Source organism: Microbacterium sp. LMI13-1-1.1, from assembly GCF_040815625.1.
GTDB lineage: Bacteria > Actinomycetota > Actinomycetes > Actinomycetales > Microbacteriaceae > Microbacterium > Microbacterium forte.
The window spans coordinates 370,779-390,299 of the sequence record NZ_JBFPNL010000001.1 but is presented as its reverse complement, the minus strand read 5'-3'; the positions used below and the strand labels follow the sequence as shown (position 1 = coordinate 390,299).

Here is a 19,521-nt window from a genome sequence, read left to right as displayed (position 1 = left end):
GATACAGACGCGTCCGCCCCGACCCCCGGAGGGGTCGAGGCGGACGCGATGAACTGAACTGCTCAGGCGATGAGAGCCGCGTTGCCTGCCACGATCGTCAGGACGTCGCCCTCCATCGAGAGGAAGCCGTCCTGCGCGTTGGCGAGCACCTTGGTGCCATCCGTTTGAGTGATGCGGACCTGGCCTTCGGCGAGGATGGCCAGAACCGGCTCGTGGCCGGTCATGAAGCCGATCTCACCCTCGACGGTCTTGGCGACCACGAGGCTCGCCTCTCCCGTCCAGACCTCCGCATCCGCGGAGACGAGGCTGACATGCAATGCCATGGTCAGCCGTTCTCCTTCTGGATCTTCGCCCACTGCTCTTCGACGTCGGAGATGCCACCGACGTTGAAGAAGGCCTGCTCGGCGACGTGGTCGAAGTCACCGCGGGTGATCGCATCGAAGGACTCGATGGTCTCCTTCAGCGGGACGGTCGAACCCTCGACACCCGTGAACTTCTTGGCCATGTAGGTGTTCTGCGAGAGGAACTGCTGGATGCGGCGTGCACGCGACACGACGATCTTGTCCTCTTCGGAGAGCTCGTCGACACCGAGGATGGCGATGATCTCCTGCAGTTCCTTGTTCTTCTGGAGGATCTGCTTGACCGTGGTGGCGACGCGGTAGTGGTCCTCGCCCAAGTAGCGGGGGTCCATGATGCGCGACGTCGAGGTCAGCGGGTCGATGGCCGGGTACAGACCCTTCGACGCGATCTCACGCGAGAGCTCCGTGGTGGCGTCGAGGTGGGCGAACGTGGTCGCCGGGGCCGGGTCCGTGTAGTCATCGGCCGGCACGTAGATCGCCTGCAGCGAGGTGATCGAGTGGCCGCGGGTCGACGTGATGCGCTCCTGGAGCACACCCATCTCGTCGGCGAGGTTCGGCTGGTAACCCACGGCTGAGGGCATGCGGCCCAGCAGCGTGGAGACCTCGGAACCGGCCTGCGTGAAGCGGAAGATATTGTCGATGAAGAGCAGCACGTCCTGCTTCTGCACGTCACGGAAGTACTCCGCCATCGTCAGAGCCGAGAGGGCGACGCGCAGACGCGTTCCCGGCGGCTCGTCCATCTGGCCGAAGACGAGGGCCGTCTTGTCGAAGACACCCGCCTCTTCCATCTCGTGGATCAGGTCGTTGCCCTCACGGGTACGCTCGCCGACACCGGCGAACACCGACACACCACCGTGGTCCTGCGCGACGCGCTGGATCATCTCCTGGATGAGGACGGTCTTGCCGACACCGGCTCCACCGAACAGACCGATCTTTCCACCCAGCACGTAGGGCGTCAGAAGGTCGATCGACTTGATGCCGGTCTCGAACATGGTGGTCTTCGACTCGAGCTGGTCGAAGTTCGGAGCCTTGCGGTGGATGGGCCAGCGCTCGGTGACCTCGATGGTCTCACCGGGCTCGAGGTTCAGGACCTCGCCGATCACGTTGAAGACCTTGCCCTTGGTGACGTCGCCGACGGGGACCGAGATGGCCTCGCCGGTGTCGCGCACTTCCTGGCCGCGCACGATGCCGTCGGTCGGCTTCAGAGCGATGGCGCGAACGAGGTCGTCACCGAGGTGCTGAGCGACCTCGAGGGTGATCTCGACCGAAGAGTCGCCGATCACGATCGTGGTCTTGAGTGCGTTGTAGATGTCGGGGATCGAGTCGTGCGGGAACTCGATGTCGACAACCGGACCGTTGACGCGTGCGACGCGCCCGACGACCGCGGTCGCCGGCTGGTCAGCCGTAGCGGTGGGGGTCATTTTCGTCTCTCTCCTGATGGTCTATTTGCTCGACGAGAGTGCGTCGGCGCCGCCGACGATCTCCGCGATCTGCTGCGTGATCTCCGCCTGACGCGCGTTGTTGCGCAGACGGGTGTAGTCGGTGATGAGCTTGTCGGCGTTGTCGCTGGCCGACTTCATCGCCTTCTGCGTCGCGGCCTGCTTGGCAGCAGACGACTGCAGGAGAGCGTTGAAGACACGGCTCTGGATGTACACCGGCAGGATCGCGTCGAGGACTGTCTCGGCATCCGGCTCGAACTCGTACAGCGGATAGACGGCGTTGCCGGCCTCCGAGTCGTCGGCTTCCGTGATCTCCAACGGAAGCAGACGCACGGACTCGGGCGACTGCGTCATCATGCTGACGAAACGGTTGTACACGAGGTGGATCTCGTCGACGCCGCCGTCGTCTGCCCCGCGGCCGAAGTCCTCGAGCAGCTTCGCCGAGATCTCCTCTGCGGTGTGGAACGACGGGGTGTCGGTGTCGCCGGTCCACTCCGCAGCCGCCGCGATGCGACGGAACTGGAAGTAGCCGACGGCCTTGCGTCCGACGAGGTAGAACACCGGCTCCTTGCCCTGCTCGCGCAGGAGCTCCGCCACCTCGAGACCCTCACGGAGGATCTGCGAGTTGAAGGCTCCGGCGAGACCGCGGTCCGACGAGAAGATCACGACCGCGGAGCGGCGGATCGTCTCGGGCTCGCGCGTGAGCGGGTGGTCGACGTTCGAGTGCGTCGCGACGGCGGACACGGCCCTCGTCACGGCTCGCGCGAAGGGACTGGACGCTTTGACACGTCCCATCGCCTTCTGGATGCGCGAAGCCGCGATGAGTTCCATCGCCTTCGTGATCTTCTTGGTCGTCTGAGCAGAGCTGATCTTCTGCTTGTAGACCCTGAGTTGAGCGCCCATGAGTTCAGTTCCTCACGCGGTTACGCGCGACGACCCTTGACGATCTTCTCCTGGTTGACGTCGTCAGCCTCTGCTGCAGCGTGCTCCTCGTGGCCGGGAGCGCCGATGGCGTGTCCCTTGCCACCCTGGAACTCCAGGATGAAAGCGTCAGTGTGCTTCTCGAGCTCGGCGACGGTGTCGTCGTCGAGGACGTTGGTGTCACGCAGCGTCTCGAGAACCTGGGTGTTGCGACGCAGGTAGTCGAGCAGCTCGCGCTCGAAGCGCAGGACGTCGGAGACCTCGATGGTGTCGAGCTTTCCCTTGGTTCCGGCCCAGATCGAGACGACCTGCTCCTCGACCGGGTACGGCGAGTACTGAGGCTGCTTGAGCAGCTCGGTGAGACGCGCACCGCGGGAGAGCTGACGACGCGAAGCCGCGTCGAGGTCGGACGCGAACATCGCGAACGCCTCGAGCGAGCGGTACTGCGCGAGCTCCAGCTTCAAGGTTCCGGAGACCTTCTTGATCGACTTCACCTGAGCGTCACCGCCGACTCGCGAGACCGAGATACCCACGTCGACCGCGGGACGCTGGTTGGCGTTGAAGAGGTCGGACTGCAGGAAGATCTGGCCGTCGGTGATCGAGATCACGTTGGTCGGGATGTATGCCGAGACGTCGTTCGCCTTGGTCTCGATGATCGGCAGACCGGTCATCGAGCCCGCGCCGAGCTCGTCGGACAGCTTCGCGCAACGCTCGAGCAGACGCGAGTGCAGGTAGAAGACGTCACCCGGGTATGCCTCGCGGCCCGGCGGACGGCGCAGGAGGAGCGATACGGCACGGTAGGCCTCAGCCTGCTTCGACAGGTCGTCGAAGATGATGAGGACGTGCTTGCCGCCGTACATCCAGTGCTGACCGATGGCCGAACCGGTGTACGGAGCGAGGTACTTGAAACCGGCGGGGTCGGATGCAGGAGCGGCCACGATGGTGGTGTACTCCAGAGCGCCGGCCTCTTCGAGCGCACCCTTCACCGAAGCGATGGTCGAGCCCTTCTGGCCGATCGCAACGTAGATGCAGCGAACCTGCTTGTTGACGTCGCCCGACTCCCAGTTGTCCTTCTGGTTGATGATCGTGTCGATCGCGATGGCCGTCTTACCGGTCTGGCGGTCGCCGATGATCAGCTGACGCTGACCGCGGCCGACGGGGATCATCGCGTCGATGGCCTTGATGCCCGTCTGCATCGGCTCGTGGACCGACTTGCGCTGCATGACGCCGGGAGCCTGAAGCTCGAGCTCACGCACGCCGTCGGTGGCGATGGAACCGAGGCCGTCGATCGGGTTGCCCAGCGGGTCGACCACGCGGCCCAGGTAGCCGTCGCCGACGGGGACGGAGAGGACCTCACCCGTGCGGGTGACTTCCTGGCCAGCCTCGACGCCGGTGAACTCACCGAGCACGACGACACCGATCTGGTGCTCGTCGAGGTTGAGCGCGAGTCCCTTGGTGCCGTCTGCGAAGGTGACGAGCTCGTTCGCCATCACGCCGGGAAGTCCCTCGACGTGCGCGATGCCGTCTGCCGCGTCGATGACGGTGCCGACCTCGGTCGCCGCGGCCCCAGTGGGCTCGTATGCTGCGGCGAAGTCCTTCAGCGCGTCACGGATGACGTCGGGGCTGATCGATAGTTCTGCCATTGTCTTCCCTTTGTATCTGGGTGCGCGGTTCCCCGCGCGAAGTCGTGTTAGCCGGCGAGCTTCTGGCGAAGGTCGGCGAGACGGGCGGAGATGCTGCCGTCGATGACGTCATCGGCGATCTGCACGCGCAGGCCTCCGACGACGGCGGGGTCAGAGACCTCGTTGAGCGAGATCTTGCCGTCGTAGCGACGCGAGAGTGCGTCCCTGAGACGAGTGCGCTGCGCATCCGTGAGCGGCTTGGCGCTGTGCACAGTGGCCACCACGCGGTCGCCCTGATCTGCGACGACCCGCGTTGCGCGACCGAGCATCTGACGGACGCGGCGATCACGAGGCTGGCGGACCAGCGACGAGACGATCACCGCAGTCGCGTCGCTGACGCCACCTGCGAGCAGCTTGTCGACGAGTGCACCCTTGGCGTCTTCTCCCCCGAGGCGGCTCCCGAGCGCGAGCTCGAGTTCCGCGTTCGCGGCGATCACGCGGGTGAAGCCGAACAGCTCTCCCGCGATGTCGGCCTGGGGCTCGGCAAGGGCAGCAGCTCGGATGGCGAGCTCCTCGATGCCGTCGACCAGCTGCGACGCCGAAGACCAGCGCTCGGCGACGACGGTCTTCAAGACACTCTGGGCGTCCTGAGAGAACGCGCCGAACACCGCTGCGACGACGTTCTGTCGCGCCTCGACCGGAGCCGAGGCGTCGGCGAGCGCGCCGCTCAAATGAGACGACTCCGTCACGGCACGCGCGGCTGCGAACAGCTCCCGTGCCGTGTCGAGAGTGACGTCCGTCGCTGCGGCAAGCGTCTGAGTGGATGCCGCGAGTGCCTGAGTGGTCGCGCTGCCCATTACTGAGCCGCCTTCTCGGATGCTTCGAGGTCTGCGAGGAAGCGGTCGACCACTGCGGTCGCACGTGCGTCGTCGGAGAGCGTCTCGCCGACCACGCCACCGGCGAGGTCGATGGCGAGCGAGCCCACCTCGCTGCGCAGCGAGACGAGAGCGGTCTGACGCTCGGCCTCGATCTGCGTGTGCGCGGTCGCGGTGATGCGAGCAGCCTCGCTCGACGCGGCGTCCTTGGCTTCGGCGACGATCTTCTTGCCGTCCTCGCGGGCGGCCTCACGGATCTCACCGGCCTCGGTGCGTGCCTCAGCGAGCTGGCGGGTGTACTCCTCGAGCGCGGCCTCAGCCTGCTTCTGTGCTTCGTCAGCCTTGGCGATGTTGCCCTCGATGGCGGCGGACCGCTTGTCGAGCATCGCCGTGAACTTCGGAAGGGCGACCTTCCACACGACGACGAGGATGATGAGGAACCACAGACCCGACCAGATGATGTCGTACCACGCAGGGATCAGCGGGTTAGGCGTTTCTCCCTCAGCCGCGAGGTTCGTGACAAGAGCGTTCAGCATCCTGTCTCCTTCTGAAGTCGGTAGAGATTACGGGAAGGGGATGAATCCGACGGCGATGCCGACGAATGCAAGCGCCTCGGTGAAGGCGATACCGATCCACATGAGGACCTGAAGGCGACCGGCCAGCTCGGGCTGACGGGCGACGCCCTCGATGGTCTTGCCGACGACGATGCCCACGCCGATGGCCGGACCGATCGCTGCGAGGCCGTAGCCGACCGATGCGAGGTGACCGTTGATGTCTGCGAGAACCGTAGTAGCGTCCACGGGTTTTTCCTTTCGTTGGGTGGGACGGCAGTTGCCGACCCGCTCAGTGCTCTTCTGCGACCGCGAGCTGGATGTAGACCGCGGTGAGGACGGTGAAGACGTATGCCTGGAGGACGGCGACAAGAATCTCGAAGAGAGTGAAGGCGCCGCCGAAGGCGAGGGTTCCGACACCGAGAGCGGCCCAGCCGCCACCTGCGGTGAAGAAGAAGAACTGGGTTGCCGCGAAGCACAGCACCAGGAGCATGTGGCCGACGACCATGTTCATCAGGAGTCGGAGCATCAGCGTGACGGGCCGGATGATGAAGGTCGAGAGGAACTCGATCGGCGTCACGATGACGTAGACCGGCCACGGAACACCGGCCGGGAACAGCGCGTTCTTGAAGAAGCCCAGGGGGCTCTTCTTGATACCCGCGTAGATGAAGGTGACGTAGCTCACGATTGCGAGCGTCAGCGGCACGGCGGCGATGCTCGTGCCGGCGATGTTCAGGAACGGGATGATTCCCGTGATGTTCATGAACAGCACCATGAAGAAGATCGTGGTGAGGATCGGCAGGAATCGGTTGCCGTCCTTGCGACCGAGCAGATCGTGCGCGATGTTGGTGCGGACGAAGTCCAGACCCATCTCGACGACGCTCTGGAAGCGGCCGGGGACGATCTTCATGCGACGGGTTCCGAGAACCAGGAGCAGGACCACCACCACGACGGCGAGGAACTGCACGAGGTGGATCCGGTGGACGGGGATGACCCCGAACGCGTTGAAGAGGATCTCCGGGAAGAACTCGTCGATCGAAGGTCCGTGGAACTCGCCGTCAGAGGCGAGTTTGGGCATCAGGGTCGCAGCAAGATTGAACAGCGCGGGCTCCAGCTTCGGGGCACCGGTCAGAACCGGGGCGACGATGGTCGGTGTGCTTCAAGCGCAAGCGCTCGCGAACGAGCGGCGGGCACATGTCAACACTATCAGAATCTGAGGGTGTCCTAAGACCGAGGGGCGTCTTCGGCCGGCCCGTCCTGATCACGGGGCTCGGGAATCAGGTTGTGCCTGCCGGGGGCGCGATCCTCGGGCACGACGGTGGGCAGCTGCACACCGGGCGCGTGGTCCGTCGGCGCCTCCGAGGGCAGAGTGGCATCGCTCACGTTCGGCAGCCGCATGCGCGTGAGAACGATCACGTCGATCACCAGCGACACGATCACGCCGGCGACGATCGAGAGGAAGAAGACCATGGGGTCCAGCCACGGCTGACCGGCGAGGAGGATCATCACGAGCAGGAAGACACCGAGCTTCAGCAGCCAGCCGCCGAGCACGATCGCGAAGAACAGCTGCACGTAGAGAGGGTCGCCGAACCAGCGGTTGGCGATCAGGATGCTGAGTGCCGTGATTCCGAGGAACAGCATGGCGAGCACGACGCCGAGCAGGCCGCTCACGAGGCCCTCTCCCCCGCCGACGAGAAGACCGACACCTCCGGCGATGATCGCGAGGACCACCATCGAGAGGGCGGACCAGAGCAGCGTCCTCCGCAGGATCGGATTGCTGGAAACGGGGCTCGGGCTCACGGGGACTCCACGGGTGTCGGGTCGGACTCAGCAGACGCCGCGGGCTTCCGTCGGCGCAGAGGATTCAGGGTGATGACGAGGCACGCGGCGATTCCCACGAGGCCGAAGACGACCCCGGGAAGATACTGGCCGGGCCAGTCCTCGCGGGCGCCCACGTACATCAGGAGGACGGCGAGGGAGATGACCGCCGTCCAGGCGTAGAAGATCAGCACGGCGTCGCGGTCGCGATGGCCGAGGTCGAGCATGCGGTGATGAAGATGCTTGCGGTCGGGAGAGAACGGCGACTTTCCCGCGTTCATCCGGCGCAGAACGGCCAGCCCGAAATCGAGGAGCGGTAGCAGCACCACCAGCAGCGGAAGCAGGATCGGGATGAACGCGCCGAGGAGCTGCGATCGGCCCAGGCGCTCGGGGTCGAGGGCGGAGGGTTCGAGCTGTCCGGTCACGGCGATCGCTGACGTCGCCATCAGCAGGCCGAGGACCAGAGCGCCCGAGTCGCCCATGAAGAGCTTCGCCGGGCTCCAGTTGAAGGGCAGGAATCCGAGGCAGGCGCCGATCAGCACAGCCGCCAGGAACGAGGCGAGGTTGAAGTAGCTCGACGCGCCGGTGTCACGCGTCAGGATGTAGGAGTACGCGAAGAAGACTCCGTTGGCGATCAGGCAGACGCCGGCGACGAGCCCGTCGAGTCCGTCGATGAAGTTGACCGCGTTCATCACGATGACGATCGCGAACATCGTGATGGTGATGCTCAACCAGCTCGAGAACACGATCAGATCGCCGAACGGCAGGGAGAGGATCTGCAGCCCGCCACCCACGGTGATGATCCCTGCGGCGAGGAACTGCGCGCCGAGCTTGATCATCCAGTCGAGATCCCACAGATCGTCCACGACGCCGATGACGGCGATCAGCAGCGACGCGGCGAGGATCGACCACATCGTCTGCGGCGGCATCCACATGGTGGCGAAGAATGGATTCGCGGCCGAGAATCCGATCGCTGCGGCGATGCCGAGGAAGATCGCGACGCCGCCGAGACGCGGCGTCGGGGTTGTGTGGACATCCCGCTCGCGGATGGTCGGGTAGAGCTTGAACCGCAGGCTCAGCCGCCAGACCGCCCAGGTCAACGCGAATGTGATCGCGGCGGTCAGGATGATCGTGAAGAGGTACTGCTTCACGAATCCCCGTCCGATTCCGGTGCCTGCGCGTCGGGCTCGAGCAGATCGCCGAGCACCTCCTCCAACCGCTCGCGGCTGACAGCGCCGACCCGGAGGATGCGCACGCCGCCCGTGATGGGCTCAGCGCCGCGAGGCACCAGCGAGGTCGCGTCGACGATCGTCGACGCGATCCCGTCGCGGCTGACACCGTCGGCGAGATAGACCGAGACGCTGTCCCCGAGCATCCGCTCGGCATCGAGCGCCGAGATCGCCGACTCACGGCCTGTGAGGTTGGCGCTGGAGACCGCGAGCGGTCCCGTCTCGGCGAGCAGCTCGAGTGCGACGCGTCCTTCGGGCATCCTGACGGCGACTGTGCCCTCCGTATCTCCCAGATCCCAGACGAGGGAGGGCTGGGCAGGCAGGACGATGGTCAGTCCGCCGGGCCAGAACTCATCGACGAGACGCTGGACGGGCTCCGGCACGGACTCCGCGAGCGCGTGCAGGGTCTCCTTCGTGCCGATGAGCACGGGCGGGGGCTGGTTGCGCCCTCGTCCCTTGGCATCGAGGAGGCGCTGCACCGCTGCGGGCGAGAAGGCGTCGGCGGCGACGCCGTAGACCGTGTCGGTGGGCATGACGATGAGTTCGCCGCGGCTGATCGCCTGGCGGGCGTGGCGCATGCCGGCGAGGAGCTGGGCCTCATCGCCGCAATCGAAGATGGAGGACATGACGATCCGATTCTAGTTGGGGATGCCTGTGCGGTTCGTGTCCGCGTCTCAGGGGCGCAGAGCGGTCGTCGCTCTGTCTCGGAGCGTGAGGTCGCGGTGCGTCGCCGCCGCCCGCCACCCGTCGCGGGTGAGGATGCTGCGGATCTCCTCGCCCTGCAACTCGCCGTGCTCGATGACCAGAAGCCCGCCCGCATGCAGCAGCTCGAGGGCGCGCACGCTGAGCACGCGCACGACGTCGAGGCCGTCCTCTCCCCCGTACAGCGCCATCGACGGATCGAAGAGGCGCACCTCGGGGTCGCGGGGAACAGCTGCGTCAGGGACGTACGGCGGGTTCGAGATCACGACGGACGCCGTGCCGTCGAGCTCGGGGAACGCATGCGCCAGGTCTTCATTCACCAGGGTGAGGTTGTCCACGCCAGCGGTGTTCCGTACCGCCCACGGGTAGGCGTCGGGCGACAGCTCCGTCGCGAAGACACGCGCATGGGGCACCTCGGTGGCCATGGCGAGAGCGATCGCGCCGCTGCCTGTGCCGAGGTCGATGCCGATCGGCGCGGGAAGCGGGGAACCCAGGAGGGCGTCGATCGCGTACTGCACCACGGTCTCGGTCTCCGGTCGGGGCACGAAGACCCCCGGCCCCACGGCGAGTTCCAGATGCCGGAACGGCGCGGTTCCGGTGATGTGCTGCAGCGGCTCCCTGCCCGCCCGGCGGGTGACCAGGGCTCGCAGTGAATCCGCATCCGCCTCCTCGACCGCATCGCCGCGGATGATGACGGCCTGCACCTCTCCCCGTCGCAGACCGAGGACGTGGCCCGCGAGCAGCTCGGCATCGACGAGGGGATCCGAGACGCCCGCGTCGGCGAGTTGTCGGGCCGCGGCATGCACGGCTGAGGCGAGGGTGAGATCGGGCATGGATCAAGCGTAGAGCGCAGAAGGTGTCATATTGCCCACCCCTCCAGAGTGCTCGCCTAGGCTGGAGCGCGCAGTCCCCCCGCACAGGAAGGCTCTCCCCATGCCCGGAATCCACTCCGACATCACCACCGCTTTCGGCAACACTCCCCTGGTTCGCCTGAACCGGGTCACCGAGGGCCTCGGTGCCACCGTGCTGGCCAAGCTCGAGTTCTACAACCCTGCCTCGAGTGTCAAGGACCGGCTCGGCATCGCGATCGTCGACGCTGCAGAGGCATCGGGCGAGCTCAAGCCCGGGGGCACGATCGTGGAGGCGACCAGCGGCAACACCGGTATCGCCCTGGCGATGGTCGGCGCCGCCCGCGGCTACAAGGTGATCCTGACGATGCCCGCGTCGATGTCGAAGGAGCGGCGCATGCTTCTCAAGGCATTCGGCGCCGAACTCGTGCTCACCGACCCCACCAAGGGCATGACGCACGCTCTCGCCGAGGCGGAGGACATCGCCGCCCGCACGCCGGGCGCGGTGCTGGCGAAGCAGTTCGCCAACGAGGCGAACCCCGCGATCCACCGCAAGACCACAGCGGAGGAGATCCTCCGCGACACGGAGGGCTCGGTCGACTACTTCGTCGCCGGGATCGGCACCGGCGGAACCATCACCGGTGTCGGCCAGGTTCTGAAGGAGCGCGTCCCCGGCGTGCAGATCATCGCCGTCGAGCCCAAGGACTCCCCGATTCTCACCGAGGGGCACCCCGGACCGCACAAGATCCAGGGCATCGGACCGAACTTCGTGCCCCCCATCCTCGATCGCGAAGTCCTCGACGAGGTCATCGACGTCACCTTCGACGACGCCATTCGTGTCGCGCGTGAGACCGCGCGCAAGGAGGGCATCCTCGTGGGCATGTCGAGCGGCGCCGCGATCTGGGCCGCTCTGCAGGTCGCGCAGCGCCCCGAGGCTGCGGGCAAGACCATCGTCGTCATCATCCCGTCGTTCGGCGAGCGCTACCTCTCGACCGCCCTGTACGAAGACCTTCGCGAAGGCTGATCCGCTCGATGGGCATGATCGGCCGAATGCGCGAGGACATCGCGGCAGCGCGCATCCGCGACCCCGCGGCGCGCAGTGGCGCTGAGGTGGCGCTGCTGTATCCGGGGCTGCACGCGATCTGGGCGCATCGCGTCTCGCACGCGCTCTGGCGCCGACGGCTGCGGCTCGTCGCCCGGGCCACCTCGCAGATCTCGCGCTGGCTCACCGGCATCGAGATCCACCCGGGGGCGCGGATCGGCCGACGCTTCTTCATCGACCACGGCATGGGTGTGGTGATCGGCGAGACGGCGGAGATCGGCGACGACGTGATGCTCTACCACGGCGTCACGCTCGGCGGTCGCACGCGAGACGCCGGCAAGCGTCACCCCACCCTCCGCGACGGTGTCGCCGTCGGCGCGGGGGCGAAGATCCTGGGGCCGGTCACGATCGGCGAGGGCTCGGTGGTCGGGGCGAACGCCGTGGTGACCCGTGACGCCCCGGCTGACAGCATCCTCGTCGGAGTGCCGGCGAAGCCGCGGGCACGGATCATGGGTGAGGACACCAGAGCCGTGCTGACCGCGCCGGACTACTCGATCTGACGCTCTCGCGAGTGCATCACGCGCCGCGGCGCGACCGCACCTTGTCGACCTTCTTGCGGAGGAAGATCAACGGCAGCAGAACGCTGCCCAGCGCGGTGATGAGCCAGACGATCACGGATCCGAGCAGCCACCCCGAGAGATCGACGATGCGCAGCCCGCCGATCGGCAGCAGCACGACGATGACGAGCGAGATGAGCGTCGAGAAGATCCCGATGCCGCCCATCAGCACGGGCGCGTAGCGATCGGCCATCCTGCTGACCCATGGAGCGAGAACGCTCTGCAGGATCGCGAAGATCACGATGCAGACCACGAATCCCCACCATTTGTCCCACTCGATCTGGAAGCCCTCGAGCAGGAGGTCGGCGGCGATGAGGCCGAGACCTGCGGACACGAGATACATGAGCGCGCGGAACAGAAGGGTGATCACGGCCTGAGCCTATCGCTCTCACTGCGCGACGAAGAAGGGGATCGCTCCCGACAGGATGCCGACGGCGAGCATCACCAACGACACGATCACCGCGCGCCAGAGCACCTTCTTGTGATGATCGCCGAGGTTGACGCTCGCGAGCGAGACGAGCAGCAGGATCGCCGGCACCAGAGGACTCTGCAGGTGCACGGGCTGACCGATGATCGACGCCCTAGCCATCTCGACGGGATCGATTCCGAAGGTCGCTGCGCTCTGGGCGAGCACCGGCAGGATGCCGAAGTAGAAGGCGTCGTTGGACATGAAGAAGGTGAACGGGATCGACAGGACCCCGGTGATGGGTGCGAGGAAGGGCCCGAGCGCCGGCGGCAGCACATCGGTGATCCACGTCGCCATCGCGTCGACCATGCCGGTGCCGGTCAGTACGCCGACCAGAACTCCGGCGGCGATGACCATCGACACCACCCCGACGATGCTCGGGGCGTGTGCGACGATCTCCGACGCCTGCTCCTTGATCCCCCGGAAGTTGACGAGCAGCGCGACCGCTGCACCGACCATGAAGACGTACGGAAGCGGCATGATGTCGAGCACGAGCAGGACCATCACGGCGAGCGTGAGGGCGAGGTTGAACCAGATGAGCCTCGGCCGCAGCGTGGGCCGTGCGGGGTCGAGCATGGTGTCCGCCATGGCCGTGTCCGCCGGGTCCACGCTCGCCGCGGCCACCGGGCTGCGCCCACCCGCCACGACGACGATGTTTCCGGTGCGCAGCGCCGCACGGGCACCGGGCGTCGCATCCGAGCCGCGGAAGATCTTCGGCACAGTCGAGAAGGCTCCGCCGTCTGCGCCCGTGAGCAGCGCCTCGGAGTCCAGGCGGCCGAGACGACGTCGCTCCTGCAGACCGAGCATCCAGGCGAAACCGAGCGTCACGACGATGCCGACGCCGAGCGCCGGCAGCATGGGAACGAAGATGTCGGTCGGCTGCAGACCCAGAGCGGTCGCGGCGCGCACGGTCGGCCCGCCCCACGGCACGATGTTCAACGTGCCGTTCATCAACCCGGCGACGCAGGTGAGGACGACCGGGCTCATGCCGAGACGGAGATAGATCGGCAGCATCGCCGAGGTCGTGATGATGAACGTCGTCGAGCCGTCGCCGTCGAGAGAGACAGCGCCGGCGAGGATCGCCGTGCCCAGCACGACCTTTGCGGGGTCGTCACCGAGAACGCGCGTGATGACGCGGATCAGCGGGTCGAACAGGCCGACGTCGATCATGATCCCGAAGAACATGATCGCGAACATCAGCAGAGCGGCGGTCGGCGCCATGGTGGCGATCGAGTCGAGGATCATGTCGCCCATGCCGAGTCCGGCGCCGGCGAACAGCCCGAACACGGTCGGCACGAGGATCAACGCCACCATGGGAGTCAGCCGCTTCGTCATGATCAGAGTCATGAAGGCGAGCACCATGGTGAATCCGAGAAGGACGAGGACCCACTCCGGCGGAACGAACGCGACGTCGTAGGTCGGCGCCTCTTCGGCGGCCGCTGACAGGCCGGTGAGAACGTCGGGCATGCTGTGACTCCTTCGTCGGGGATCCGTCGACTCCGACGGATCCTGACGAGACTAGGCAATCCGTCGCTTGCGAGCGCGGTATGCCGCATTCCCGGACGTTGTGCGCGTAGCGTGAGTTCTGCGCATATTGCGCGATGGTCGCGTGCGAAGGGAACAGGGTGTCGAAGACGACGACGAGACCTCGGTTCGCGACACGGACGCTGCTGCTGCACCTCGGCACGGTCGCGCTCGTGGTCGCGCTGTGCACCGGTGTGTACCTCGCACTCGCCGTGCAGCAGCTGCGCGCCGAAGCCGAGTCCACCGCCCTCGGCATCGCGAGGACCCTGGCCGAGGACCCGCAGGTTCGCGCCGAGGTCGCGCGCATCTCCTCAATGCAGGAGACGCCGGATGCCGAGATGCTCAGAAACGGCGAGCTGCAGCGCATCGCGTCGAACGTGTCCGACCGCACCGGAGCGCTCTTCGTGGTGATCGCCGACGCGGACGGCATCCGCCTGGCCCACCCCACCAGCTCACGCATCGGCCAGATGGTCAGCACGCCTTTCGAGGAGGTTCTCGCCGGGAACGAGGTGGTCGACTGGCAGACCGGCACCCTCGGCGAGTCGGCGAGAGCCAAGGTGCCGGTGCGTGACGAGGTCGGCGTGCCCGTCGGCGAGGTCAGCGTGGGGTTCGAGCGCACGGGAGTGTTCGACGACCTCCCACCCCTGCTCGCCGTGATCGGCGCCACAGCCACGGGGGCGGTGTGCCTGGCGATCATCGCGTTCCTTCTGCTGCGTCGTCGCTGGGAGCGGCTCACGCTCGGCGTGCAGCCGGAAGAGCTCGTGGCGCTCGTGCAGAACCAGACAGCAGTGCTCAACGGCGTCGACGACGGCGTGCTCGCGGTCGACATCGCCGGGGTCGTGCGGGTCAGCAACGATGCGGTCGACCGGATGCTCGGCCTCGATTCGCCGGTCGGACATCGGCTGGCGGAACTCGGACTTCCTCCGGCTGTCGTCGAGACCGCGACGGGCGGGCGCACCACATCGACCGCGGTGGTGGGCGGACGCGTCCTGTACTTCGACTCCAGACCGGTCATCCGCGACGGGAGGCCGCTCGGAGACGTGCTGATCATCCGCGACCGCACCGACCTCATCGCGCTGACGGAGCGGCTGGAGACCGTGCGCGCGGTCACCACTGCGCTGCGCGTGCAGCGCCACGAGTTCGCCAATCGCATGCACGTGGTCGCCGGACTCATCGATGCGGCCAGGATCGACGACGCCAGAGGCTTTCTCGATGAGCTCGTCGAGCGGGGCTCGGTCGCGCTCCCCGTCGCCGGGCTCGAGCTGCTCAGCGATCCCTTCCTGCATTCGTTCCTCGGCGCCAAGGGCATCGAAGCCGGTGAGCGCGGCGTCGCGTTGCGGATCGCGGACGAGACCCAGCTGATCGGAAGTGTGGCAGAGCCGGAGGACGTCGCAGCCGTGCTGGGCAACCTCGTCGACAACGCGGTGAAAGCAGCCGCCTCCGGAGAGCGGATCCCCCGCTGGGTGGAAGTAGCGGTGCTGGGAGACGGTGACGCGCTGGTCGTCACGGTCGCGGATTCCGGGCCGGGACTCGCGGGGATCGATCCGATGGCGCCGCGGAGGCCGGGTGAGGACGACCACGATCACGTGCACGGCCACGGTCTGGGCATCCCCCTGGCTCGAGACATCGCGCGCCGCCGTGGCGGAGACCTCTGGATCATCGACGCGGGGGGCGGGGAGCACGGCGCCGTTCTCGCCGCGCGCATCGGCCGCGCCGTGTCCGATACTCCGACGACCGAGGAGAAGCAATGACCGACCCCCTCCGCGTACTGATACTCGACGATGATTTCCGCGTCGGACTGCTGCATCAGAGCATCGTCGACGACCAACCGGGGTTCACCGCCCTGGAGCCGGTGCGGTCTCTCGCCGAGGCGAGGGAACGCATCCGCTCGGCGCGCCCTGACCTGCTCCTCGCCGATGTCTTCCTCCCCGACGGAGACGGCATCGCTCTGGTGCGGGAGGCCGGGATCGACGCGATCCTCATCTCGGCGGCTGACGACGCGCCCACCGTGCGCCGGGCGCTCAGATCAGGTGCCGTCGGATATCTGCTGAAGCCTTTCGACCGACGCGCGCTGATCGGCCTGCTCGAGCGCTACGCGCGGTACCGCAATCTGCTCGCCGGCGACCGGCCCCTGCGTCAGGAGGACGCCGACCGTGCTCTGGCGATCCTGCACGGCGCCGGAGAACCGGTGTCGGTCTCGCGTTCGGCGACGGAGCAGCTGGTGCTCGCGGCACTCGGCGATGGCGAGGCCTCGGCGGCCGAGGTCGGGGAGCTCGTCGGGATCTCGCGCGCCACTGCACAGCGTCACCTCGCGGCTCTCGCTGCACGCACCGTCGTGGAGGTGCGGCTGCGCTACGGCGCGACCGGACGACCCGAGCACCGGTACGCGGCCCGCACCTGATCCGAGCACAGGCGAGGACAGACGCGCGATCGGCTCAGGAGTCGGAGCCCACCGCGGCGAGCCGGGCCTCTTCGTCTGCCTGGATGGCACTGACGATGATCGGCTCGAGCGCACCGTCCATCACCTGGTCGAGGTTGTACGCCTTGAAGCCGGTGCGGTGGTCGGCGATCCGGTTCTCGGGGAAGTTGTACGTGCGGATGCGCTCCGAACGATCCATCCCGCGGATCTGCGACTTGCGCGCGTCGGATGCCGCTGCATCCAGCTCCTCCTGCTGCTTCGCGAGCAGTCGCGCTCGGAGCACGCGCATCGCCGCCTCACGGTTCTGCAGCTGGGACTTCTCGTTCTGCATCGACACGACGATGCCGCTCGGCAGGTGCGTGATGCGCACAGCCGAGTCCGTGGTGTTCACCGACTGGCCGCCAGGGCCCGATGAGCGGAACACGTCGATCTTCAGGTCGTTCTGGTTGATGGCGATCTCGTCGGGCTCATCGACCTCGGGGAACACCAGCACTCCGGTGGTCGAGGTGTGGATGCGCCCCTGCGACTCGGTGGCCGGCACGCGCTGCACGCGGTGCACGCCGCCCTCGTACTTCAGGTGCGCCCAGACGCCCTGCGCCGGGTCGGTCGACGACCCCTTGATCGCGACCTGGACATCCTTGTAGCCGCCGAGGTCGGACTCGTTCCGCTCGAGCAGCTCGGTCTTCCATCCCTTGGACGCCGCGTACTGGATGTACATGCGGAGCAGATCTGCGGCGAACAGCGCCGACTCGGCACCGCCCTCCCCCGCCTTGATCTCCATGATCACGTCGCGTGCATCGTCGGGGTCACGAGGGATGAGCAGACGCCGGAGCTTCTCCTGCGCCGTCTGCAGACCCTCTTCGAGGGACGGGACCTCGGCGGCGAACGCCTCGTCGTCGCGAGCGAGCTCACGCGCAGCGTCCAGATCCTCGGATGCCGCCACCCAGGCCTCGTAGGCGGCGACGATCCTCGACAGCTCGGCGTAGCGACGATTGACGCGCTTCGCCCGAGCAGCATCGGCGTGCACCGCCGGGTCGGAGAGTTCCTCCTGCACCCGGCGATGCTCGTCGATCAGAGTCTGGACGGACTCGAACACGTCAGCTCCGCTCAGCGGATGTTGTTGTCGTGACCGTGCGCGCCCGAAGGCAGCGTCGGGATCGACTTCTGCATCTGCACGAGGAACTCGACGTTCGAGTGGGTCTCGTTGAGCTTGCCCAGGACGACCTCGAGCGCCTGCTGCTGGTCGAGGCCCGCGAGGGCTCGGCGCAGCTTCCAGGTGATCTTGACCTCGTCGGTCGACAGCAGCATCTCTTCGCGGCGGGTGCTCGACGCGTTCACGTCGACGGCCGGGAAGATGCGCTTGTCGGCGAGCTGACGCGACAGGCGCAGCTCGCTGTTGCCGGTGCCCTTGAACTCCTCGAAGATGACCTCGTCCATCTTGGAGCCGGTCTCGACGAGAGCCGTGGCGAGGATCGTGAGGGATCCGCCGTTCTCGATGTTGCGCGCAGCGCCGAAGAAGCGCTTGGGCGGGTACAGCGCCGAGGCGTCGACACCACCCGAGAGCACCCGTCCGGATGCCGGAGCCGCGAGGTTGTACGCACGGCCGAGACGCGTGATCGAGTCGAGCAGCACGACGACGTCGCGGCCCAGCTCGACGAGACGCTTGGCACGCTCGATGGCGAGCTCTGCGACCGTGGTGTGGTCTTCGGCAGGACGGTCGAACGTCGAGGCGATGACCTCGCCCTTGACCGTGCGCTCCATGTCGGTGACCTCTTCGGGGCGCTCGTCGACGAGCACGACCATGAGGTGGACCTCGGGGTTGTTCTGAGCGATCGCGTTCGCGATCTGCTGCAGGACGATTGTCTTGCCGGCCTTGGGCGGTGCGACGATGAGGCCGCGCTGTCCCTTGCCGATCGGAGCGACGAGGTCGATGATGCGCTGGGTCAGCTTCTCGGGCACCGTCTCGAGGCGCAGACGCTCCTGCGGGTAAAGCGGGGTGAGCTTTCCGAACTCCACGCGGGTCGCGGCGTCGTCGATCGACAGGCCGTTGATCGAGTCGACCTTCACGAGGGCGTTGTACTTCTGGCGCCCCTGCTGCTCGCCTTCGCGCGGCTGCTTGATCGAGCCGACGATCGCGTCGCCCTTGCGCAGGTTGTACTTCTTGACCTGTCCGAGGGAGACGTACACATCGCTCGGGCCGGCGAGGTAGCCGGTCGTGCGCACGAACGCGTAGTTGTCGAGCACGTCGAGGATTCCGGCGATCGGAACGAGGACGTCGTCCTCGCCGATCTCGGTGTCGAACTCGTCGGTCGGCACACCACCGCGGCGCTTGTTGCGCTGACGGTTGCGGCCGTTGCCGCCCTCGTCTTCGGCGGGTGCGCTCTGCTGCTGCTGAGGCTGCTGCTCGCCGCCCTGTGCGGTGCCGTTCTGACCGCGACCGCGGTTGCGGCTGCGGTTCCGGTTGCGGTTGCGGCCGCCCTGCTCCTCGCCGCCGTCAGCGGAGTCGGAGGACGAGTCGGCGGCGGAGGTCGCGTCGGCCGGTGCGGCCTCGGCGGGCTTCTCGGTCGCAGGAGCCTCGGTCTCGGCCGCGGGCTTCTTCGCCGTGCGGCGTCCGCGGCCGGTGGTCTTCTTCGGCTCGTCGGTCGAGCCGGCAGCGTCAGCAGAGCCGGCTGTGTCAGCGGAGTCGCTGCTGTCGGCGGTCTTCGCAGCGGGGGCCTCGGCGGGCGCTGCGGGAGCCGATGAGGAGGGTGCAGAAGCCTCTACGGCTGCGGGAGCCTCGGCGGTCTCGGCGTCGGCCTTCTTCGCACGACTGCGGCGGGGGGCCTTGGCCTTGGGAGCCGCGTCGGCGGCAGGCGCCTCGGCAGCGGGGGCCTCGGGCGCCGGTGTGCTGTCTGCGGACGCAGCAGCCTTCTCGGCCTTCGCGGCGGCCGATGCGGTGCTCGCTCGGCGCGGCGCGCGCTTGCGGGCCGGGGCCACCTCGGTCGCGGCAGTCGTCGCGGCGTCGGAGCTCGCGGCCTTTGCCGGAGCCTCGGCGGCAGTCGCCGCCTGGTCGTTCTGGGTCTCGGAGAAATTCTCCACGAGTACTCCCT

20 protein-coding genes are annotated in these 19,521 nt (G+C 67.2%); 4 read left to right on the top strand and 16 right to left on the bottom strand.

Annotated features, from left to right (window positions below):
- Nucleotides 1-62 precede the first annotated feature (62 nt).
- From MRBLMI13_RS01830 to prmC, 12 genes are all read right to left on the bottom strand, one after another.
- Complete coding sequence (locus tag MRBLMI13_RS01830; RefSeq protein WP_042541845.1) at nucleotides 63-323, bottom strand: F0F1 ATP synthase subunit epsilon; 261 nt, start codon at nucleotides 321-323, stop codon at nucleotides 63-65.
- 2 nt (nucleotides 324-325) lie between these two features.
- Complete coding sequence (atpD, locus tag MRBLMI13_RS01825) at nucleotides 326-1,780, bottom strand: F0F1 ATP synthase subunit beta (RefSeq protein ID WP_042541846.1); 1,455 nt, start codon at nucleotides 1,778-1,780, stop codon at nucleotides 326-328.
- A gap of 21 nt (nucleotides 1,781-1,801) precedes the next feature.
- Nucleotides 1,802-2,701 carry a F0F1 ATP synthase subunit gamma gene (locus MRBLMI13_RS01820; RefSeq protein WP_042541847.1) on the bottom strand — a complete coding sequence of 300 codons (900 nt, stop codon included), beginning with the start codon at nucleotides 2,699-2,701 and terminating at the stop codon, nucleotides 1,802-1,804.
- A gap of 20 nt (nucleotides 2,702-2,721) precedes the next feature.
- Nucleotides 2,722-4,362 (bottom strand): F0F1 ATP synthase subunit alpha, encoded by a 1,641-nt coding sequence (gene atpA / locus MRBLMI13_RS01815; protein ID WP_042541848.1) that lies wholly within the window; start codon nucleotides 4,360-4,362, stop codon nucleotides 2,722-2,724.
- 47 nt (nucleotides 4,363-4,409) lie between these two features.
- Nucleotides 4,410-5,198: a F0F1 ATP synthase subunit delta gene (locus MRBLMI13_RS01810; RefSeq protein WP_367820865.1), complete on the bottom strand. Its 789-nt coding sequence runs from the start codon at nucleotides 5,196-5,198 to the stop codon at nucleotides 4,410-4,412.
- Nucleotides 5,198-5,752: a F0F1 ATP synthase subunit B gene (locus tag MRBLMI13_RS01805; RefSeq protein ID WP_042541850.1), complete on the bottom strand. Its 555-nt coding sequence runs from the start codon at nucleotides 5,750-5,752 to the stop codon at nucleotides 5,198-5,200. Before MRBLMI13_RS01805 ends, MRBLMI13_RS01810 begins: the two co-directional genes overlap by 1 nt.
- A gap of 27 nt (nucleotides 5,753-5,779) precedes the next feature.
- Entirely contained in the window at nucleotides 5,780-6,016 is a 237-nt protein-coding gene (gene atpE, locus MRBLMI13_RS01800) for an ATP synthase F0 subunit C (RefSeq protein ID WP_042541851.1), read from the bottom strand.
- A 43-nt stretch (nucleotides 6,017-6,059) separates the two neighbouring features.
- Nucleotides 6,060-6,845: a F0F1 ATP synthase subunit A gene (gene atpB, locus MRBLMI13_RS01795; RefSeq protein WP_056376571.1), complete on the bottom strand. Its 786-nt coding sequence runs from the start codon at nucleotides 6,843-6,845 to the stop codon at nucleotides 6,060-6,062.
- 146 nt (nucleotides 6,846-6,991) lie between these two features.
- A complete protein-coding gene (locus MRBLMI13_RS01790; protein WP_042541853.1) occupies nucleotides 6,992-7,567 on the bottom strand; it encodes a membrane protein in 576 nt (191 codons plus the stop codon).
- The gene (locus MRBLMI13_RS01785) at nucleotides 7,564-8,736 is read right to left on the bottom strand and encodes an MraY family glycosyltransferase (protein WP_042541854.1); all 1,173 of its coding nucleotides are present in this window, start codon (nucleotides 8,734-8,736) and stop codon (nucleotides 7,564-7,566) included. Before MRBLMI13_RS01785 ends, MRBLMI13_RS01790 begins: the two co-directional genes overlap by 4 nt.
- The gene (locus MRBLMI13_RS01780; RefSeq protein WP_309687698.1) at nucleotides 8,733-9,440 is read right to left on the bottom strand and encodes an L-threonylcarbamoyladenylate synthase; all 708 of its coding nucleotides are present in this window, start codon (nucleotides 9,438-9,440) and stop codon (nucleotides 8,733-8,735) included. The genes MRBLMI13_RS01785 and MRBLMI13_RS01780 overlap by 4 nt, the downstream gene beginning before the upstream one ends.
- Nucleotides 9,441-9,488: 48 nt before the next feature.
- Entirely contained in the window at nucleotides 9,489-10,349 is an 861-nt protein-coding gene (prmC, locus tag MRBLMI13_RS01775; RefSeq protein WP_367820869.1) for a peptide chain release factor N(5)-glutamine methyltransferase, read from the bottom strand.
- 100 nt (nucleotides 10,350-10,449) lie between these two features.
- Here prmC and cysK point away from each other — a divergent pair, with 100 nt between their 5' ends.
- Entirely contained in the window at nucleotides 10,450-11,388 is a 939-nt protein-coding gene (cysK, locus tag MRBLMI13_RS01770; protein WP_042541857.1) for a cysteine synthase A, read from the top strand.
- A gap of 8 nt (nucleotides 11,389-11,396) precedes the next feature.
- Nucleotides 11,397-11,966, top strand: coding sequence for a serine O-acetyltransferase EpsC (gene epsC / locus MRBLMI13_RS01765; protein WP_042541858.1), 570 nt, complete (start codon nucleotides 11,397-11,399; stop codon nucleotides 11,964-11,966).
- A 16-nt stretch (nucleotides 11,967-11,982) separates the two neighbouring features.
- On the opposite strand, the gene MRBLMI13_RS01760 is transcribed toward epsC, so the two are convergent.
- Nucleotides 11,983-12,393: a phage holin family protein gene (locus tag MRBLMI13_RS01760; RefSeq protein WP_079112633.1), complete on the bottom strand. Its 411-nt coding sequence runs from the start codon at nucleotides 12,391-12,393 to the stop codon at nucleotides 11,983-11,985.
- An 18-nt stretch (nucleotides 12,394-12,411) separates the two neighbouring features.
- On the bottom strand, nucleotides 12,412-13,956 hold the full coding sequence (locus MRBLMI13_RS01755; RefSeq protein WP_079112632.1) for a CitMHS family transporter: 1,545 nt from the start codon (nucleotides 13,954-13,956) through the stop codon (nucleotides 12,412-12,414).
- Nucleotides 13,957-14,114: 158 nt separating this feature from the next.
- On the opposite strand from MRBLMI13_RS01755, the gene MRBLMI13_RS01750 reads away from it, so the two are divergent.
- Together MRBLMI13_RS01750 and MRBLMI13_RS01745 are read left to right on the top strand one after the other, a co-directional pair.
- A complete protein-coding gene (locus tag MRBLMI13_RS01750) occupies nucleotides 14,115-15,764 on the top strand; it encodes a sensor histidine kinase (RefSeq protein WP_367820873.1) in 1,650 nt (549 codons plus the stop codon).
- Entirely contained in the window at nucleotides 15,761-16,414 is a 654-nt protein-coding gene (locus tag MRBLMI13_RS01745) for a response regulator (protein WP_056376562.1), read from the top strand. The genes MRBLMI13_RS01750 and MRBLMI13_RS01745 overlap by 4 nt, the downstream gene beginning before the upstream one ends.
- A gap of 34 nt (nucleotides 16,415-16,448) precedes the next feature.
- Here MRBLMI13_RS01745 and prfA read toward each other — a convergent pair whose 3' ends face one another.
- Nucleotides 16,449-17,528 (bottom strand): peptide chain release factor 1, encoded by a 1,080-nt coding sequence (gene prfA, locus MRBLMI13_RS01740; protein ID WP_042541861.1) that lies wholly within the window; start codon nucleotides 17,526-17,528, stop codon nucleotides 16,449-16,451.
- An 11-nt stretch (nucleotides 17,529-17,539) separates the two neighbouring features.
- Nucleotides 17,540-19,510, bottom strand: a complete 1,971-nt coding sequence (rho, locus tag MRBLMI13_RS01735; RefSeq protein WP_367820875.1) for a transcription termination factor Rho — start codon at nucleotides 19,508-19,510, stop codon at nucleotides 17,540-17,542.
- Between the last annotated feature and the right edge of the window lie 11 nt (nucleotides 19,511-19,521).

Excerpts from the sequence above, each read along its gene's own strand:
- atpB (WP_056376571.1), bottom strand. The coding sequence starts at position 6,845 with ATGCCCAAACTCGCCTCTGACGGCGAGTTCCACGGACCTTCGATCGAC.
- epsC (WP_042541858.1), top strand. The coding sequence starts at position 11,397 with ATGGGCATGATCGGCCGAATGCGCGAGGACATCGCGGCAGCGCGCATC.
- MRBLMI13_RS01830 (WP_042541845.1), bottom strand. The coding sequence starts at position 323 with ATGGCATTGCATGTCAGCCTCGTCTCCGCGGATGCGGAGGTCTGGACG.
- MRBLMI13_RS01755 (WP_079112632.1), bottom strand. The coding sequence starts at position 13,956 with ATGCCCGACGTTCTCACCGGCCTGTCAGCGGCCGCCGAAGAGGCGCCG.
- atpA (WP_042541848.1), bottom strand. The coding sequence starts at position 4,362 with ATGGCAGAACTATCGATCAGCCCCGACGTCATCCGTGACGCGCTGAAG.
- MRBLMI13_RS01820 (WP_042541847.1), bottom strand. The coding sequence starts at position 2,701 with ATGGGCGCTCAACTCAGGGTCTACAAGCAGAAGATCAGCTCTGCTCAG.
- prmC (WP_367820869.1), bottom strand. The coding sequence starts at position 10,349 with ATGCCCGATCTCACCCTCGCCTCAGCCGTGCATGCCGCGGCCCGACAA.
- MRBLMI13_RS01805 (WP_042541850.1), bottom strand. The coding sequence starts at position 5,752 with ATGCTGAACGCTCTTGTCACGAACCTCGCGGCTGAGGGAGAAACGCCT.
- MRBLMI13_RS01745 (WP_056376562.1), top strand. The coding sequence starts at position 15,761 with ATGACCGACCCCCTCCGCGTACTGATACTCGACGATGATTTCCGCGTC.
- MRBLMI13_RS01810 (WP_367820865.1), bottom strand. The coding sequence starts at position 5,198 with ATGGGCAGCGCGACCACTCAGGCACTCGCGGCATCCACTCAGACGCTT.
- atpD (WP_042541846.1), bottom strand. The coding sequence starts at position 1,780 with ATGACCCCCACCGCTACGGCTGACCAGCCGGCGACCGCGGTCGTCGGG.
- MRBLMI13_RS01780 (WP_309687698.1), bottom strand. The coding sequence starts at position 9,440 with ATGTCCTCCATCTTCGATTGCGGCGATGAGGCCCAGCTCCTCGCCGGC.
- cysK (WP_042541857.1), top strand. The coding sequence starts at position 10,450 with ATGCCCGGAATCCACTCCGACATCACCACCGCTTTCGGCAACACTCCC.